The following is an 18,850-nucleotide window of genomic DNA, read 5'->3' as shown; positions in this document are numbered from 1 at the left end:
TTTCGAAATGTGCAATTCCGCTCACCAGCCATTATCGCGTCTAGCCCCCTCGTCGTGCAACCACGGCGGTGTCCGAATCACCCGATCGTAACAAATTTCGCGAGCAACGAATTTCGCAAACTTCGATCGATTACGGCAAGGCGACTTGCGAATGATGGCTCAGGTACGCAAACAAATCGCGAATTTCGCTCGGCGAAAGTGTATCGAGCAACCCTTCGGGCATCGGCGATTTTTCGGTCACCTTCTGCTGCTCCACTTCATTCCGGGGGATCGTCATCTGTTCGGTCGCGGTATGGATCGTCACAGTTTGGTCCGATTGGTCGGTCAGCAAGCCATTGATCACGCGGCCGTCATCAAGCAACAGGATCGTCATCCGATAGTTCTTGTCCACCACCGAACTGGGGTCGATGATGTTAGATAACAAGTAATCGAGGTTGCTGCGGTTGCCACCCGAGAGGTCGGGGCCTACTTGGCCTCCTTCGCCGTACAAACGGTGGCAATTTTGGCAATGTTTTTGAAACAGCGCCCGGCCGCTACTGCGATCCGCTTTGGACAACGCGTCGGTGGTCAATTCGTTTTTCAGTTTTTCGATCAACCGTTGTTTGTCTTCAGGCGATTCACGCACCTCGCCCCAGACTTCGCCAATCCGCCGATTCAGCGCCGCATCACCAAGGCTTTGGATTTGCCGCACCTGGAACGCCGACAGATCTTGCCGTGGAATCTTGCCCTTGCCAATCGCGTCCAGCAGCTCGCTGGCGAACGATTTACGCGACGACAGCAACGACATAATTTGAGGTTTGTCGGGGCCACGGAATCGGTTGTACCCGGACACGAGCGTCACGGCGACTTTGGGATCGTCAAAGGTTGCCAGACCTTTCGCAGCCAGCACATTCATGCGGGCATCGTTGATCAGTTTTTCACAGACCGGTCTCAGGTCTTTGCTCTGACTTTGGATCAACGTCTGAAGTGCGGCCAATCGCGTTTCAAAGGAGATCGGCTCGTTGGAATCCTTCGTTGATTTACCAAGTGCGATCTGCTTGACCTCGTCCATCGCTCGGCCATCGCCAAACACCACGCTCAATTCGCGAATCAATGGGCGAAGTTCATCGTGGTCAATGCGAACGACTTGGTCCCATGACTTGGGGCGAGTCGCGGACGCCCAACCGCGAAGTCCGTCGCTGACGCCGCTCAGAACAGCGAGTTGAAAGTCGCGTTCGTTGCTTTCGGCGACCTCTGTCAACAGAGCGTCAATCGCGGCGGGCGATCGCTTGATCTCTTCTGCCAAACAGCGAGAGATCAATTGCGTTAAACGAGGCTGTTGGCAAGAGGTTGCCACGGACACTAGGTCCTCGTGGTGACCTTTTCCGAGTGGCATCACGCCGTACCAGATCATCAGCGGGATATTGTGATCTTCGGCATCTTCGCTTCGCATCGCCAGCGGTTTCGCCAGCGTTGCACGATGCTGAAGCGGCAACCGTTGCAGCGTCGAAGCCAGTGCCAAACGGACCGCGGCGGAAGAATCCGTACTCGCCATCGAGGCAAAACGCATGGTCAATTCTTTCGAAGACGCCGAGACTGGCTCGGGCAAATTCGATTTCCAATCCGCACCCATCACATCATCGATCGGCCACGTTTCGCTCAATAGCCGAATCGCCCATACACGAACATGTTCAGAAGGGTGATCCAGCAACGCGGTCAAATCGTCTGGCGTGGTGGCACCGCAAGCATGCAGCGTCAACAGTGACTGAACCGCAGTCGACTCGCTCGTGTCGCTGGCGGAAAAAATCTGACGCAGTCGCTGTGTTGCTGCGGTGATGTCTTGCCCGGCACTGGCTCGTTCGATCAGCACCATGCGAGCTTGACGGCGTTGCCAGCGATTGCCAGGCAAATGAGCGTTTGCCAGCTGGGATTGCGACCAAAGTGCAACATCGCTTGATGTCGGTTGCGTTTTCGAAGTGGATTCATCGCCGTAGCTAATTTTAAAGACGCGTCCGCTTTCGCGATGAACTCCGGTGTGTTCGTGGCATTCGCCCGTATCACTCCAATCGATGGCAAACACGTTTCCATCGGGACCGGTGCTTAGGTCCATGCCTCGGAACCAGGGATCTTTGGCCAGCAGCATGTCGGGCTCGTGTCGCAGAATGTAACCGCTGCCGTGTCGCTCGATCCGCTCTTGATTGGCACGTCGTCCATGGAAATTGAACGTCAACAGTTTGCCGACATAGGCGTCGGGCCAACGATCGCCTTGATAGATCAACGTGCCGCAATGAGCATGACCGCCACCGAAATCGTTCGCCGCACCGTCACGTGACTTGGTCCAGCTTTGCCCGGTATCAAAATGCCAGTGGTCGGCATGCATTTCGATCATCTCATAGGCACGTCGGTTCGGATCGAGCGTAAAGGGACGCGGGAAATGGGCACCCGGAATCATGTGCCATAGATGGCCGTTGACCGTGTTACAGAAAAACATTTCACCGACATCGTTCCAGTCGTGTCCCCACGGGTTGGTTGTTCCGGCGGTCAAAACTTCGGCGATTTCATGCTTCGGGTGATAACGCCAAATGCCTCCTTCGAGCGCCGGTCGCTGATCGCGTGGCGTCTCGGGTTTTCCAATGCGTCCCGGACAAGAACCGCCGCAACGACCGTACAGCCAACCATCGGGTCCGAAGCGAATTCCGTTAGCAAAGTTGTGATAGTTTTGCTGGGCGACATCAAACCCATCCAGCACGACTTCGCCGGGACCATCGGGAACGTCATCGCCGTCGGCATCGGGAATAAAAATTAGCTTGGGAGGACACATCAACCACACGCCACCATGGCCAATTTCGATTCCGGTCAACATTTGCACGTCGTCGGTGAATACCGTGCGGGCAACAGGTTTCGCAGTGGATTCGCGGTCCGAAGATTCCGGATCCGAGGCGTCGTGGTTGGCTGGGTCCAGGATGACAACACGGTCACGCAGATCGAGTTGAAATCGTTGTTGACGTTCCGCGTAGGTAAAGTTTTCAGCGATCCACAACCGTCCGCGTGAATCCCAAGCCATCGCGATCGGGTTCATCACGTCGGGTTCCGATGCAAACGCCGTCACCCGAAACCCGTCGGGGACCATGAACGTTTCGGCAGCTTCGGCAGCGGTCATCACCGGAGCGTCTGCAAGCGGTTCGGTATTAAAAAGCGGAGGAAACTCGGCGTTGGCAACTGAAGTCGCCAGCAAATGTATTCCGAGCAGCAGAAAGCGATGCATCAGCCAGTTTCCTTGTTCAGCAGCGGTAACGTCGCATTGGTCCAGATTAATTAGCGGAGCGAGCCGTCCGGTATTTCACGAAACAACAGTCACCTCTCCACCAACTTCGGAGACTGCTGATTTAGTTAGCCGTTTTGGCGCTAGCCACGGTTGTCTCACCACTGAACCGGGGCTAGCGCCCAAGCGGCTAACATACGAGCGGTGATGTCGTACTAAAGCAGCAGTCTCCTTCGTCTGGGGAGAGATGACTGCGGAATAGTCTCAAGGAAAAATATAGAAATCCTTTGTGAAGTCCAAACGTCGCGGCTCACCCATCCTAGTCGATTACCGAGGCGGGTTTTGGTTTGGGCGCGTTCGGATCAGGTGGGTTTTTCGGGGGCGGTGGTGGCGGGCCGAGCCGGATGCCGCCGTCGATGTGAGTCGTGTATACCCAGTCGGCTGGCTGCGGTTCCCAACCAGCGAGCACCCCTTCGTCGCTGAACAATCCTCGCGCCGCCACGTAGACATCAAAACTGTCCGGCAGCACGTGAAAGCGGCCGTAGTACTTCGTCGTGTCGAGTTGGCTGAGCACGTCGCGGCGAATTTTGGAACGGGGATTCACGATCGCGGACTCGTTCGCACCGCGTCCTTCGCGAGGGATCAGGCGAATTCGCGGCCACGTATTTGACTGGACGAAATATTCGACGTCGAAAAACTCGTCCTGATCCTTCAACTTCTCATAAAACGCGGTGAATTTTTCTGGATCAATGCCGGCGGCGGGATCACGATCCAAACCGCCGCGTTGAATGATTGCCTTGGCTTTTAATTCGGCTCGTTTGCGAAAGAATTCTGCATTCACCGGATAGACCAAGTTATTGACACAGATAAACGTTGCCTCTTTCGTCCCCGGCGGTGCCGGCCGCGGGTTCGGAATACTGACCTTAATGTCTGGCGCAGCTTGCCGCCGAGGCGTCTTGTCGAGGATCGCTTCGAGTTCCGCTTTACGCTCAAGCGACGTTGCAATCAACGTTTGCATTTTCTCGCGTTGTTCTTTCGTGTTGGCAATCTCGGCTGCCTTCTTTTCCGCCATTTCACGATCCGACTGGATCTTCATGGCGAATTCGTTCATCTGTTTCTTGCGATCCTCAATGTTTTTCTTACGTCGCGCAAGCAATTCTTTGCTCTTTCGCAATTCTTCTCGCTGAGCGTCGGCATCGATATCCAAGGGATCCACCAGCATTCGATTCAGTTCAAAGGCTTCCTGCTTTTTCTCGAGTAGCTTCTTTTGCAGTTCTTCGACCTGAGCTTCGTCGACTTTGGATTCTTCGGTGACTCGCGTCACCACCTCCGCGACACTCATCTGAGTCACGATCAAGACAAGCACCAAGATGCCAACGACATTGGTCATCGTATCAAGCAGCGAATCCAAGCCGCCGTCTTCGTCATCATTACTGGGTTTGCGTTTCATTTTTCACCCGCCGTTTTCTTAGATATCGCAAACGCACTCAAATCAATACGTCCTTTGCCGACCACAGGAATCTTGCCGTTGCGGATTCCGCGACTGTCACAAATCTTCTTCGCAGCACGAAAGACCGATAAACCATCGCTGCGAACGAGAAACACAATCGTGTCGTCTTTCCCATTGAGCGTTGTTTCCAGCAACGCAATAAAGTCCGCGTCCTTCGCCATCTCGCTGGCACGAATTCGTTTGGGCGGCTGCATGTGATGCATCACGATCGCCCCTTCGCTGCATTCCACAAAATGCGGAACGAAATTCAATCCACTGCCTTGGGGCAAAACCGTAACGTTGGATTCGGCAGCGTCAGCACGCTCGGCCGCTTCACGTTCAAGTTGAGCCAGTTCCTCTTGTAGCGACTCGAGTTCCGCTTTCATTTCGCCCGCGGTCTCGCGTTCCTTCTCGCTAAGCGTTGGGATGACGATTTTGACCTTTTCCTGTTCGGCGAGCTGTTTCTCGATTTCTTCTTGCTCTTTCAGAAGCTCCTCGAGCTGTTGGAGCGTGATGTTGAGCAGCTTCTTTTCTTCTCGCAGTTGCAAACCGGTCGAATTAGAAACCTCAATCTCTCGCCGCAGTTCGGCGACCTCTTCGGTGGTTTCGTCGAGCTCTTTCGTGGACTTTTCGAACTGCTCAATCTGAGCAATATCCGGCGTGTCGGTTTGCGCAAGCGCAAGGGTAGCGATCATCATTGTCAGAACCCCGATCACGCTGGCGATGATGCTCAGAAACGGAAACAGCGAAATGTCGTCGTCGGACGTTCTCGGTCTGCGTGCCATGATTAACCTCGTCCACGTGTCCGTGACTTTTTGCCGAACCATCCATTGCGGCTCGGTTCGGGCTGCACCGCGACTTGCTGGACCACCACTTGTTGGTCGCCAAGTTTGTCTAGCACTCCACTCAAACTGGCCAATCCCGATTGCACCCCAGACAAATGATCCGAGAGCGAGGTGTTGGTTTGCGAGAAGGTTTCGTTGACATGAGTTTGCAGAGTGGTGGTTTGTTCTGCCAGCGAGCTGAGCGTCTGTTGGATCTTGTCCGCCGCATTCGCCATCTGATCCAACTGGGCCTGCAATCGAGCTTGCTGGTCGAGCTGTTGCTCGTGCAGCACGTTGACGTGTTTTTGTTGCTGTTCCTCGATTCGCTTGTTGACCTTGTCCCAACCGGCCGAAACCTGGTCGGTCAAATGCGTGCCGATGGTATCGAGTTTTGAGAGCCACTGTTCCATTTCGGCATGATGCGTGCCAAGAGCCTGTTCAACCGCTTGTCGGAAAACGTCGGACTCGCCGCCGCCTCCGGCTGCACCACGCTCGGCGCCCCCTTCGCGTCCGTCGTTCAGCCGACGCAGCAAGTTTTCGTTGCAGTATTCGTCAACGTTGGTGATCAAATCCTCTTCACTTTTCTGCAGCGCCGAAGCGGGGATTTTCACTAGCATGCTCATGATCAAAGCTAACAGCGTTGTATCAAACGCGGTGCCAAGCCCGCCGAATACATCCTGCAATGCTGCCTTCATTGCGTCCATGCTGCCGCCGCCACTGAGGCTGGACGCCAAACTCGCAACCGCCGAGCTAACCCCCATCACCGTCCCGATGAACCCCAAGATCGGCAGCGACCAAATGAACACTTTCAAGATCGTGTAGCTACCGGCCACATTGTTGGCATCGATCGCCGATTGCGACTCCATCATCGTGACGGTTTCGGCGGCACTTTTGCGAACGCGGAAATGTTCGATCCCGCGGACCACGCGGTTGACCAGGAACGTATCACTGCTGGCACCGGGAAGCTCGTTGATGTGCAGGATAAACCGGTCGATGGAAGCGACCGTGATCTCCGGCGAAACCTCCGTTGGCAACACGTCCAACAGCATCGCATCCTTTTGCTTTTTCAGGTTCAGCCACTTCAGCCCCAAGATGGCAACTGCCCAAAACATCAGCAGCGTCGTCGGAAAGGGAACCGGTCCACGCTGCCAAAACAGTTGACCAAACGCAGTGTCTTGGATCGGATAGGTTGCTCCGTACCACAACAGTGCCGTGCCACCGCCGATCAGAAAGCTGAGCACCAAACTAACGTCACTGCTCGCTGAATCGCTGCTGGAGCTGAACCAACTTTTTTCGCGTCGCCGCCGTTTGACAGCCTTCTTGGCCGGAGCTGCCACCGGTGCCGATGTCGTTTGGATCGCCGGTGTACTGGCGGTAGCAATTTCGGCTGCCGCCGTGGTCTTCGCGCGTGGTTTGCCGGATGCCGGAGTCTCGCTGACTTGGATGCCTGGGAAAGCCGGTTCGGGTTCGGGCGGAGCGGTCTCGGGAATCCGCACTGTCGCTCGGCAATAAGGGCACGCGCGACTTTTGCCTGCCAGACTTTCGGAAACCTTCAGCGATTTATTGCAGCCAGGACAGGGGATCTTGAAAAAGGACATTCGTTTTCCGCAGAGGCAGAGGTGGGACAGGCAACAAAACAGGCGACTTCCTGTTATAGACAGACGCGGGGAGGGAATCAAAACGATAGCGGCCTGCAAATCAGGCAATCTCTATCGTGCGCCGGAAATATTGTCGCGTCCGACAATATTCAACGTATCACATCCTTGTTTCGTACCCGCCAAGCAGCCCTCATTCTAATGAAAAACGTTGCCTTTGCGAGATATGCGGCCGCGCCGCCGCAGGGGGGGGGGCCGCTGATTTCGTTAGCCATTTTGGCGATAGCCAGGGTTTCGTCACCATCCAACCGGGGCTAGTGCCGAACCGTTAGTCGGCACCACCCGTTTGGGATGCGGTGACAAGCCGATAGTGTGATTGCAACTACGCGACTAAATCCAATATCCGTCGCATTTCTGCTACGGCGTCACGCATTCCGACCATCACGGCGCGGCTAACAATCGAGTGCCCAATATTTAACTCGATCATGTTTGGGATCGCCGCAACGGGACGAACATTGGCGTAGTTCAAACCATGCCCGGCATGTAGCCGCATGCCCAAATCGGATGTCTTCTTGCCCGACTCGATCAATCGCTGTAGCTCCTGAGTCTGCCCTGCACCGCGAGCCAAGGCGTACGGACCGGTGTGCAGTTCCACCGCATCCACTCCTAAGCCGGCCGACGCTTGGACTTGTTCCAGATCAGGGTCGATAAACAGGCTGGTCAGGATGCCTTCGGCTTTCAGTTTCTCTATCGCAGCTCGGATGCGACCTTTATCACCGACGACGTTCAGTCCTCCTTCGGTCGTCACCTCTTCGCGGCTTTCAGGGACCAGCAGTGCCCACGTCGGTTTGACACGACAGGCGATTGCGACCACTTCGTCGGCACATGCAATCTCGAGATTGGTTTTGACAGTCACCGTTTGCATTAACACTTCGACATCACGATCTTGGATGTGACGTCGATCTTCACGCAAGTGGAATGTGATGCCGTCGGCACCGCCTTGCTCGGCGAGCGCTGCAGCGATTACCGGATCGGGTTCATAGGTACGCCGTGCTTGGCGAACGGTTGCGACATGGTCAATGTTGACGCCGAGTTCGATCATTTGGGGGTTGTAATTGAGGGGGGATATGGAAACCGTGGCTAGCGGCTTGTTGATTCAATGAGCCGACGTCGCTAGCGGGCTGTTGATTTAAACGAAACACAAATCGCAGTGGTGAGCCGTGGGCCGTAAGGCACCGGGTAATGCGTGGGATAACCCGCTCACTCGCGAGCGGCTCTCTAAATCAGTTGTCCGCTAGCGCCATCGGCTCACAAAATACGAGAGAAACAATAACAGCGGAAACTTAGATACAGTCAATCAACTCACGTCGTAACCAGCGAATTTCTTCCGAGATGTCTTGGGCGAGGCTTCGCTTTCGCATCGCGTCTGGAAGCACTGTCCAAGCGTATGTCTCCACTTCAAGATGCCCGGTAAAATCAATCGGCGAATCACTGTCAAGTAAAGTTCGCAAACAATCACGCACTTCATCTTGGCTTGTCGTCAAATGGCCGAATCGCTCGAGAAAAATGGGGACATGAAAATGGACGACCCATCGCTTGTCGCCACACGCCGGATCACCCGAGCGGGGCGCACGTGAAAGCAGATCTGGCAAATCTTCGGTCAATTCAAATTTATCATCGCCAGTGATCCGTCCTGTTTGGTGCAAATAACGATCCTCGGCAAACTTGCTCAACTGCTCGATCGCTTCTTGCCGCCGACCGAGCGACATGGCGTCCCATTCCGCGACGATCGCGCTACTGACCTGAACCTTGCCAATCGTTATCCCCGCAGATGCATATCGGTGAAGCACTTCGGCTTGCGGTTCCATCATCACCGCTGCATGGCACACGTCATGACACACCGTGATATGACGCCGATGCATCGGCTTGTTAAGATATTTGTCGAACCACTCAACAATGTCGCGGCTTGTGTCGAGGATGCAGCCGGGTTCAGGCTCGATCGCGACGACGATGCGGCGGCCGGTTTGCTCTTCTAAAGCCGCAAGGAACTCCGACAATTGACGCAGGTTTTCTGCGGCGGCTTCAAGTTGTTCCGTAGTGACTTTGTCCGAGGCCCATCCAATCGGCAAGGTGCTGATCGATCCGACGGTCTGTGCCTGAGGAAGCAATTCCGTCAAAATCACTGCAAGCTGTTTGGTGTAGGTCAATCGACTCGATTCCCACCATGCCGGTTGATAGACGCGATGTTTGACGACGTCTTGGTGGAAATTGTCGTAGGGAAATCCGTTGATCGTGAACGCTTCGAGCCGATGTTCGTCCAGGAAGTGACGCAGTGGTTTGGCGCCGCCATCAAAACACTCACTGGCTGCTTGGGCCGGCAACCACAGTCCTACCCCAAGTGGCGTGTCGATTGGTAGGCTCGATTGCACAGGGACGGCGTACTGAAGCAAATTTTTGCGGATGGCCGGCAAATCCATGCCTGCATGCACATTGGTGCAATAACCAACGGTAAAACTCATCAATATTTCCTAACTGAAGTTTGAACAGATCCTTAGATCATAGCACTTTGTGGCGTTTTGTCCGCGACCCGTCTTCCAACCGACCTTTCCGGGATCGAGCCTATCGTTTTGCAACGCGCAGAGTCTCTCGGAGCTGGACTCCGAACGCCGAATGCTTTTTAGCTGGTCGAAGGACTGCTGACGATAGGTTTGAGCCCGAGACGCACTCGCTCTTTTTCGGGAACCAAGCGGTCGAATAGCGTGGCGGCATCGCGATTGCTCGCTTCCAATTCGCGATATGCGGCTTGCAGCTGGGTCCGTGTCTCGCCCACACGCTTCGAATCATTCATTTGTTCTAACGCTAAACAACGCTGAACCAGTGCCAGGGTGCGGTACAATCGATCGATCCTAGGGTCGGCACTAAGTCGTTCGAGTACCGTTTCGGCCTGCTTCCACTGCTGTTCACTGGCCATGAATCTTGCCAATTGCAACATGCTTTTCGCATAATAATTCGTGTTGGTTGAATTGGCCTCGGGAGGGAAGTTTTCGGAAACGGCGAGCCAGCCAGCTTCGTCATTGCGAGTCACCGCGACGAGGTATTGCTCTTGCACCGAATCGGTTCTCGGCACCTGGTCGGGACGCAGCAAGCGGCCGATACTTTTGGCAGGTCGCGACAACATGACTGCAGTTGCAATGCCCGTGCACAGCAGTGGCAGCAAAATAACAGCCGCGTAACGACGCAAACGTTGGCTCCGACGACTGCGTTCTTTGTCTGTCACGCGTTGCAAGCGAATCGTTGCCGCCGCCGTTCCGACCGTCATGCCGGTGGGCAAGCCAGCGTCCATCGCCTTGGAGCGAATCGATTCCAACAATTCTGTCGGCGACTGAAACCGGTCTTGAGGGCGTTTGCGAATCAATTTCATCACGATCGCAATCAGCCACTCGGGAATGTCGCGTGACCCGCGAGTCCGGTCGAGTGGTTGCGGTGTCTCGTGCAGATGCATCACCGCGAGTGCCAACGGATCGTCCGCTTCAAAGGGGGGACGTCCGGCAAGCAAGTGGTACATCGTCACGCCGAGTGAGTACAAATCACTTCGCGAGTCGACCGTATGGCCTTGGACTTGTTCGGGGCTCATGTAACGAGGCGTGCCGAGCGTCAGTCCTGCTTGAGTCAAATCGCCTCGCGTTGCATCAACATCCAAACCCAAGCGGGCCAATCCAAAGTCGGCAACTTTAATAATGCCGTGATCGGATCGCATGATGTTTTCCGGCTTGATGTCGCGATGCGTGATCGATGCTGCCGCCGCCACCTCGAGCGCCGAGGCAACCCCCACGATGACTTCGATCGCTTCGTCGACCGTCAACGAGCCCGTTTTCGAAAGCACGCTGCGAAGATTCTCGCCATGGATTAACTCTTGCGCCATGTAATGAAACGAATCCACACTGCCCACATCGTAGACCTGGACGATGTTCGGGTGATTCAATTTCGCAGCCGCCTTGGCTTCGCGGCGAAACCGAGTGACGTAATCCTTGTCCCGCGCATAATCACTACGGAGGATTTTTATCGCGACGTCACGGCCAAGCGAAAGATGACGCGCCGAGTAAACGTCGGCCATCCCGCCGCGTCCAAGTTTTCGCAGAATCTGATAATCGCCAAGTCGACACCCGATCAATTTCGATGATGCAAGATCGGAATCGTCGTTCGGTGTTGGTAAAGAAGGGTCCGAAGTCAATGTTGTTTCTCTCCAATGCTTACAAGCACCCGATTCATGCTGCCAGATTCAAGGCCTTGTAAATCAATCGTCACAAATCGAAAGCCAATCGTCCGCAGCGATTCATTTAGTTCCGTCGCCAACGTGCCAGTCAGCAACCGTGAAATTTCATCTTGGGGGACTTCAACACGTGCCAGTTCATCATGGTGCACACGGACACGTACGTCGCTGAACCCACGGTCACGCAGCCACGACTCAGCTTGTTCCACTCGCGACAGTCGTTCGGCAGTCACCTCGACACCGTAGGCAACCCGGCTTGCTAAACAAGGCGACGCGGGAAGGTCCGCGTTTTCGAGTCCGAAAAACTTTGCCAATTCGCGAACATCCTGTTTGCCAAAACCGAGATCTGCCAGCGGTGTTTGAACCGAGGCAATATTTCCCGCTTCGATCCCAGGACGATAATCACCGAGGTCGTCGGCGTTGGTTCCCGAGACAAGCACGGTGGCCGGATCGTATTCCGCCAAAGCACCCAGCGTCTGGTACAGCGTTTCCTTGCAATAAAAACACCGCCGCGTGTCGTTGCGAAGATACTCTTGGCGATTGCCTTCGTCGGTCGCCACCACGCGGTTTTCGATCCCAATCTGGGCGGCAATTCTGGCGGCCCATTGCAGTTGCCACTGCGGCACGCTGGGCGAGTTCGCGGTGACCGCTACGAGCGAATCTAGATTCGCTCGTATTGCTGCAGCCGCCACGACACTGCTGTCCACGCCTCCGGAAAACGCCACGGTGACGTGCCGAAACGAAGCGATCCGCCCGATCAATTGCTCGGCATTAGAAGAAACGCTGGACATGGACAAAATGCAAAATTGGAAACAGTGACGATCATTTTTCGCGTAGAAGACGAGCCCAGGAGCCCCCAACTAGTAGTGGACGAGGCAACGAGTCCCGCCATCTGTAGTGGACGAGGCGACAAGTCCCTCCCCTATTCTGCAAGGACTCGTTGCCTCGTCCACTACGGTCTACTCGAAATTTAGCCTTTGGACGTGTCTAAACAACGGATTTCATTACCCACTCTAAGTAGTAGACGTCCGTTTGAATATGCCGGCGTAGCGCCGACGGGACCGCCCAAATCGACTTGTCCCAGTTTCTCGAAACTGTCGCTGGCCCGCATCAGGGTCGCTTTTCCATCCAGACTGATGATCAAAACCGTGTCATTTACGATGATCGGCGAGGCTCCGAAATTGCCACCGATACGTTCCTTCCAAATCGTTTCGCCGGACGTGACGTCGACGCACGACGCGATCCCTTTGTCGTCGACGATGAACAATCGGTTGCCTTTCTTCGCAGGCGTGGGGACGTAAGGCGATCCCCGATCGATTCGATAGACCTGCTCGGGTTTCTCGTTTTTCGATTGTGGAATACGAACCGCGACAAGATGGTTGCCACCACCTCCGCTGCCCGCAGTAGCGATCGCCATGTCGCCGACGACCAACGGAGTGCTGCAGCAGCGGGCACCAAAGACCGGCAGACTCCAGAGCATTTCGCCTGTTTTTGCATCCAAGCCAAACATGCCGTTTCCGGTGTTGGCATCGATCACTTGTGCCGCCCCGTCTTTGCCTTGAAAAATGGCGGGCACTCCATAACACGTTCGCGTGGTTTTCAGTGGCGTTTCCCAAACGGTTTCGCCGGTGCTGCGGTCGACCGCGATCATGCGACTTTGCCCCGGAGTATCGCCCGGCTTTAATTCTTCGCCCTGTTGTGAATTGAACAGGATGACGAGCGAACCAAAGATTCGGGGCGATGTGCCGAAGCCATGCTGGCTTTGCCAAGTTCCAAAATCGCGAGACCAGATTTCGTTTCCGTCAAAGTCAAAACACTTCAGCATCGTATGCTCAGGATCGCTCCATGAACAAAACAGGTTGGAGGCATCGGCGGCCACCGTACTCGACGCTGCCGTGTTTCGCGAGTGCAGGCGAATGATGTGGTGAGGATAAGGACGCTGCCAAGCCAATTGACCGGTCTTTAAGTCCAACGCTCGGACCGCGATCGTTTGCTTTTTGACATCGGATGCCAGAAAGATCACATAGCCATTGGCAACGATAGGGGAGCCGACGTTGTAATCGCCGGTGTCGTGACGCCATGCATAATCGCTATCGTTCCAGTGCTGCGGAAGCGACCCCTCGGCAGCAAATCCGTAGGCATTGGCGCCGTGGAACTCGGACCATGACGATGGATTCGCCGTTGTACGTTGCTGAGACAGCGGTGACTCGGCAACGATTCGGGCTGGTAATCCGAGCCCGACCAGGATTGCGATCGATAAATTACCAACAAGCCAAGGGGAAGACGTCATTTGATTTCCAGGACGATGAAGGTGATCAAAAAAGGAGGGGGAAGGGGGCAGGCAGGCGGCGTGCAGAGCGGGGTCTGCTGCGAATTGGTGCCAAGGGCGATTGAAACGGTCGTGTCGATTACGAAGCTTCGGCGTTTTTTTACAGGCTGCATTGTAAGCGAAACGTAGCTCTGCGTCCGTACTCGCCCCATCCCCCGGGCTAGATTTTCAGGTGAATCCCTCATGAAAATTTCCACGGTGATGGCCCCGATATGTACCGAGTCGAATGTTCGAGCAGCGTTAGCACCCTGTTTGGTGACCCCGATAGCTGGAATGCCCTGTCCGATGGCATTCCCTTTCGCCAAACCAGCTGGCTAAAACCGTGGTGGGACCAATTTGGCGATCAGTCGGAAGCCTATGTGGTGGTGGCACGGGATGACCAGGGCAAAATTTGCGGGATTTTGCCGCTCTGTCGAACCCCCGATTCGCCGCGAACGCTGCGTTTTATCGGGGACAACAACGCTTGTACCGATTTTACCTCGATCCTTCTCGACTCAAATCATCCCGCCGCCGAGGACATTGTCGAGGCGATGGTCCAATTTTTGTGCTCGAAAGCGGGCAGCGACTCCTTCGGCTGGGATTTTCTCGAGCTTGATGGCGTCAGCGCCTCAGATTCCGTCATGCGTTGTTTCTCAGCATCTCTCACAAACGCGGGAGCGATCGTACACGCGCAATCACGTATGAACACTTGGTTCCTGGAGGCCGCCGAATCGTGGGAGCAATTGTTGAGCAACCACAGCAAACGGACTCGCAAGAAGACGCAGGGGTTTCTCGAATCGGTCGACAAAAATCCTGGGATGCAGCGCGTGCTGGCCCAGTCGAGCGAGCAGGTGGATGAGTTCATGGAAGCGATGATCGAATTGCATCAGCGCCGCTGGAACGCCGTGGGCGAACCGGGAACCTATGCCGACAAACGACTTCGCGACTTCGTGATCCAGATGGCTCATGAGATGTTCAAGAGGGATCGTCTGTATCTGCCCGTGCTACGGCTAGACGGACGAATCATCGGCGGCGAGCTTGGAATCCTCTCCGACAACCAGTTATACATTTACAGCAGCGGGTTTGATCTCGACGCATCCGATCTCGAGCCCGGCCGGATTCTTGCGGTGAACACGCTGAAGTACGTTCACGACCAAGGGCTTCGTGGGATCGAATACATGCGAGGCGACGAGCCATACAAACCACGCAGCGGTGCCGAGCCAACACAGTTGCTGCAGATGCGAGTCGTCGCGCCTCGCTGGTGGGCCAAGGTCTGCCACAGTGCATGGTCTGCGCAGTTCGAACTCAAGCAATGGGTCCGTCGCCGCACCGGCCGAGACCTCGTCAAAGTCGTCGACATGGCACTGACGTCTTAGTGCTGCGTGACAGGCGAGCATTTAATCTCATTTGCGGTTCCTCTATAAGTTTTACTCGTAACCGCCGCTGTGTCTCTACATTGTCGCACGGCTTTCCAAGCCGTTAGCGTGCCTCACGTGTGATCGCCGATGCGAGAGTAGCCACGGTCCCATGTAAACGTCACGTTCACCGACAGCGGTTTAAGCTTGGAAAGCTGACCGACAATGGCTTGCTCGACATTGTCGCACGGCTTTCCAAGCCGTTAGCGTGCCTCACGTGTGATCGCCGATGCAAGAGCAGCCGCGGTCCCATATAAACGTCGCGTTTACCGACAGCGGTTTCAGCTTGGAAAGCTGACCGACAATGGCTTGCTCTACATTGTCGCACGGCTTTCCAAGCCGTTAGCGTGCCGCACGTGTGATCGCCGATGCGAGAGCAGTCGCGGTCCCATATAACGTCGCGTTCACCGACGGCGGTTTCAGCTTGGAAAGCGGACCGACAATGGTGTGCTCTACATTGTCGCACGGCTTTCCAAGCCGTTAGCGTGCCGCACGTGTGATCGCCGATGCGAAAGTAGCCGCGGTCCCAAATAAACGTCGCGTTCACCGACGGCGGTTTCAGCTTGGAAAGCTGACCGACAATAGTTTGCTCTACATTGTCGCACGGCTTTCCAAGCCGTTAGCGTGCCGCACGTGTGATCGCCGATGCGAGAGTAGCCGTGGTCCCATATAAACGTCGCATTCACCGACAGCGGTTTCAGCTTGGAAAGCTGACCGACAATGGTGTGCTCTACATTGTCGCACGGCTTTCCAAGCCGTTAGCGTGCGTCGCGTGTAATCGCCGATGCGAAAGTAGCCACGGCCCCATATAAACGTCGCGTTCACCGACAGCGGTTTCAGCTTGGAAAGCTGACCGACAATGATTTGCTGAATCGGCGCCCCGTTTCCACCCATTTTGTGCCCTGGATCGATATCGGCACTTTTAGTGGATTAGCGAAATGGCTCGAACGTCGAAGATCACATGGTCGGTCCCGCGCTGGGCATTTGTACCCCAGCTTTGGCAATCGCTTTGCAGCTGCATTTTAAATCGTCATGCAATGAGAAATATTTGCGTTGGAACCTTCGTTTCCTGCGCTGCGATTGTAATCGTGCTTAAGATTGCGCTTCCGGCATTGATCCTACCCAACATGTGGCGTGTGGTTGCCGCGGTACCGATGCTACTCCTCTTGCTCGTTGTTCAATTTGGAATTCTTGCCGTGATTCCTCCAAGCGTCACATTGCGACCTGACCGACTGCAAAAATCACATGGTCAAACGGGGCTACTGATCAAAGCGGACCAATTCATCGCAATTCAACTGTATGTCCATCGCGAGGACCGGATACGACTGAAGGTACGCTACAGTCGACGAAATCGCTTGGACACACTCGTGCTTGGCGTGCCGTGTTCAGTCGACATGGATCAATTAACCGCAATGCTGCCGATCTCGCCCAAGATACGAGACGCAAGAGCACGCAGGATCTCAGTTCAAAATTGCACGTGACCAGTGCTGGAATGGGAGGGCAAGAGGCAGAGGGAACAAGATGGGCGAGTTGAGGTTGAACAAGAAAAGGCTGTCTTCGTTTCCGTCCGGCTTGACCGGGCGGAGCGGGCAATTGGAAGCGACAGATGTTGCTCCTCCGCCGCGGCAAGCTCGGGCGGAAGGAATTCCCATGGATGCAGGCGTCTTTGCAGCCGCTGTGCCGGAACTCCGCTCCGCTGCGGTCCGGCCTACGGTTAGGAACGCCCATGCACGGGCTACCGTGCAACCAAGATACTAAAACACACAGCATTCTGTTGCTACACTGGCAATCGAATCCAACAGCTTGCATCCGCGTCTCCGGCTGGAATACAATCGGTCACGAAATCAATCGACGTTCGGTTTAAAACACATTTACTCGCATCCCTAGAGTTTATCCAAATGATGATTGCCAGACGATTTTGTGAAGCTCTAGTCCTGTTGTTGATCGCATCGGCTCATTGCTGCTATGCAGTCGAGCCTACAAACGGCGTGGACGAGAGCAGACGTGATCAGTCTGCAGACGTCCAGATGATGGAGTCGCTGCCAATTCGCGTTCTCAATTCGAAAGGCGAACCCGTTTCGGGAGCGACCGTCACACCGTGGGCACTGCGAAGTGGACAAGGGGATAGTTCGTGGCCTAACGGCGAGTACGATCGGACGCATGTTCAGCCGCAAGACGTTGTTACCAACGGCGCCGGCGACGCAATCGTTGAGTACCCTTTTTTTAAGGATTTGGACGAGGGCGTCCGTACGATTGGAGTCTCCATTTTTGTCGACCATCGGAATTTTGCGTTTCCGGATGCGATTCGCATCGATGTTCCGCTGGAGAACGATTCGCCCTATGAGGTAACCCTCGACAACGGTGTTCCCGTGGAATTGCGACCGACGATCGATGGCACACGTACAGATATTAGCAACCTGTTTGCATTCTGGTCGGAAGGCCGTTCCTGGCGGCCCGATTATGCTATAGAGAGAACGGACTCCGGCCTTCGGTTACCGCCATTTAAGCCCGGCAGACACAGCGTGCTCGTCGCCAGAATGGAGGGTGATCGCGTCACGCACTTTAGTGAAATTATCGACTTTGACGTTCCACAAGGCGACAAGTTCGTGGTGGATGTGCCGCTCAGCTCGGTAACACCTATCCAAGGTGTTTTGAGTGACAACGTCCCGCGACCAGTCAAAGCAGGACGGATCAAGCTCAGCACGCTGGCCCCCAGTGGAGCAAGCGATAACCGCGTCGAGTGGAACACATGGGTGCCAATCCGAGCGGATGGAACCTTCACGGTCGAGGCTTGGCCAATGGATGAGAAGATTCAAGTCATCGCCTTATGCGACGGGTTTATCGCAAGTTCGGGCGAGTCACCAGCCGAATATGAGGGCCCGCGCGATCCTGCCAATACTCACAAAATTCGTCCACAGACTTTCGGTCCACTCGACGAGCAACCTATCACAGTTGAAATGACGCCACTCGTGAAATGCGTGGTAAAAACGGTCGACGAGGACGCTGAGCCTGTCGCGGGCGTGACGGTCGAAGCTTGGCCAAACGTCCATTGGTGGAACAATGGATCCTGGATCTATTGCGGATCGCTTATGAGTGGTGAACGACGGATGCGATTTAGAGATTTTGATTCCAGTGTTGACAACGGTTTTCCCCAGCCGTTCCGTGCAACGACGGATCGTGACGGCATCGCCACACTCGAACTACCTGGGGGCAATAGATCAATGGGAATTTTAAGCGATATTTACGAACTGCCCGTCATTCTCGGGCGTCGCTACAAGAAGGCTGATTTGATCCCTGGTGAAACGACCGAAGTCACAATGCAATTGCATCCGAGCGGCACTGAAAAACTGGGTGATTGGGACAAGTTGGCCGGAGTTGTTTTTGGATGTTCTACCCGCGAAGGAAGGCGAATCCGTGCGTTGCCAGGAGTGCCTGAGAAGATGGAGGAGTTTGCAACACGTTTTCGCGACGCAAAGTTGCTAAGCGACCCGAAGCTGTTAGCTGACGCGTTTGCAGTGGTCGGAAGTGCATTCGCCGACATCGAAGATTTTGGCGAAGCGGCACGATGGTACCAAAAAGCAGCTGATCAGCTCGAAGCCGCCGAAGCTGCGAGCGAATAAAAATGGGCTGGCGCTTTACTCCGCCGCTTCCAGCTGCCACTACGCCAAGGCAAGCTCGGGTGGAAGGGCGTTTCCATGGATGCAGGCG

At 55.0% G+C, this 18,850-nt stretch carries 12 protein-coding genes; 3 read left to right on the top strand and 9 right to left on the bottom strand.

Features of this window, described 5'->3' with window-relative positions; all coding sequences use genetic code 11:
- Positions 1–130 precede the first annotated feature (130 nt).
- From SH528x_RS12000 to SH528x_RS11960, 9 genes are all read right to left on the bottom strand, one after another.
- The gene (locus tag SH528x_RS12000) at positions 131–3,244 is read right to left on the bottom strand and encodes a PVC-type heme-binding CxxCH protein (RefSeq protein ID WP_442510757.1); all 3,114 of its coding nucleotides are present in this window, start codon (positions 3,242–3,244) and stop codon (positions 131–133) included.
- A gap of 316 nt (positions 3,245–3,560) precedes the next feature.
- Positions 3,561–4,691, bottom strand: coding sequence for a DUF4200 domain-containing protein (locus SH528x_RS11995; RefSeq protein ID WP_442510756.1), 1,131 nt, complete (start codon positions 4,689–4,691; stop codon positions 3,561–3,563).
- The gene (locus SH528x_RS11990; RefSeq protein WP_442510755.1) at positions 4,688–5,515 is read right to left on the bottom strand and encodes a hypothetical protein; all 828 of its coding nucleotides are present in this window, start codon (positions 5,513–5,515) and stop codon (positions 4,688–4,690) included. Before SH528x_RS11990 ends, SH528x_RS11995 begins: the two co-directional genes overlap by 4 nt.
- 2 nt (positions 5,516–5,517) lie before the next feature.
- Positions 5,518–7,152 (bottom strand): MotA/TolQ/ExbB proton channel family protein, encoded by a 1,635-nt coding sequence (locus SH528x_RS11985; protein WP_442510754.1) that lies wholly within the window; start codon positions 7,150–7,152, stop codon positions 5,518–5,520.
- A gap of 379 nt (positions 7,153–7,531) precedes the next feature.
- Positions 7,532–8,251 carry a pyridoxine 5'-phosphate synthase gene (locus SH528x_RS11980; RefSeq protein WP_442510753.1) on the bottom strand — a complete coding sequence of 240 codons (720 nt, stop codon included), beginning with the start codon at positions 8,249–8,251 and terminating at the stop codon, positions 7,532–7,534.
- A gap of 241 nt (positions 8,252–8,492) precedes the next feature.
- A complete protein-coding gene (gene eboE, locus SH528x_RS11975) occupies positions 8,493–9,668 on the bottom strand; it encodes a metabolite traffic protein EboE (RefSeq protein WP_442510752.1) in 1,176 nt (391 codons plus the stop codon).
- A 158-nt stretch (positions 9,669–9,826) separates the two neighbouring features.
- Complete coding sequence (locus tag SH528x_RS11970; protein ID WP_442510751.1) at positions 9,827–11,380, bottom strand: serine/threonine-protein kinase; 1,554 nt, start codon at positions 11,378–11,380, stop codon at positions 9,827–9,829.
- Positions 11,377–12,210, bottom strand: a complete 834-nt coding sequence (gene larE, locus SH528x_RS11965) for an ATP-dependent sacrificial sulfur transferase LarE (protein ID WP_442510750.1) — start codon at positions 12,208–12,210, stop codon at positions 11,377–11,379. The genes SH528x_RS11970 and larE overlap by 4 nt, the downstream gene beginning before the upstream one ends.
- A gap of 179 nt (positions 12,211–12,389) precedes the next feature.
- Entirely contained in the window at positions 12,390–13,709 is a 1,320-nt protein-coding gene (locus SH528x_RS11960; protein WP_442510749.1) for an outer membrane protein assembly factor BamB family protein, read from the bottom strand.
- A gap of 251 nt (positions 13,710–13,960) precedes the next feature.
- Here SH528x_RS11960 and SH528x_RS11955 point away from each other — a divergent pair, with 251 nt between their 5' ends.
- The 3 genes from SH528x_RS11955 (at position 13,961) to SH528x_RS11945 (ending at position 18,762) form a co-directional block, all read left to right on the top strand.
- The gene (locus tag SH528x_RS11955) at positions 13,961–15,103 is read left to right on the top strand and encodes a GNAT family N-acetyltransferase (protein WP_442510748.1); all 1,143 of its coding nucleotides are present in this window, start codon (positions 13,961–13,963) and stop codon (positions 15,101–15,103) included.
- A 1,127-nt stretch (positions 15,104–16,230) separates the two neighbouring features.
- Entirely contained in the window at positions 16,231–16,623 is a 393-nt protein-coding gene (locus SH528x_RS11950) for a hypothetical protein (protein WP_442510747.1), read from the top strand.
- 417 nt (positions 16,624–17,040) lie between these two features.
- Positions 17,041–18,762, top strand: a complete 1,722-nt coding sequence (locus tag SH528x_RS11945) for a hypothetical protein (protein WP_442510746.1) — start codon at positions 17,041–17,043, stop codon at positions 18,760–18,762.
- Positions 18,763–18,850 lie beyond the last annotated feature (88 nt).

It is taken from the genome of Novipirellula methanifontis (assembly GCF_052161655.1).
Lineage (GTDB): Bacteria > Planctomycetota > Planctomycetia > Pirellulales > Pirellulaceae > Novipirellula.
Note: the sequence above shows the minus strand (reverse complement) of the source record. Positions and strands in the feature narration are given on the sequence as shown.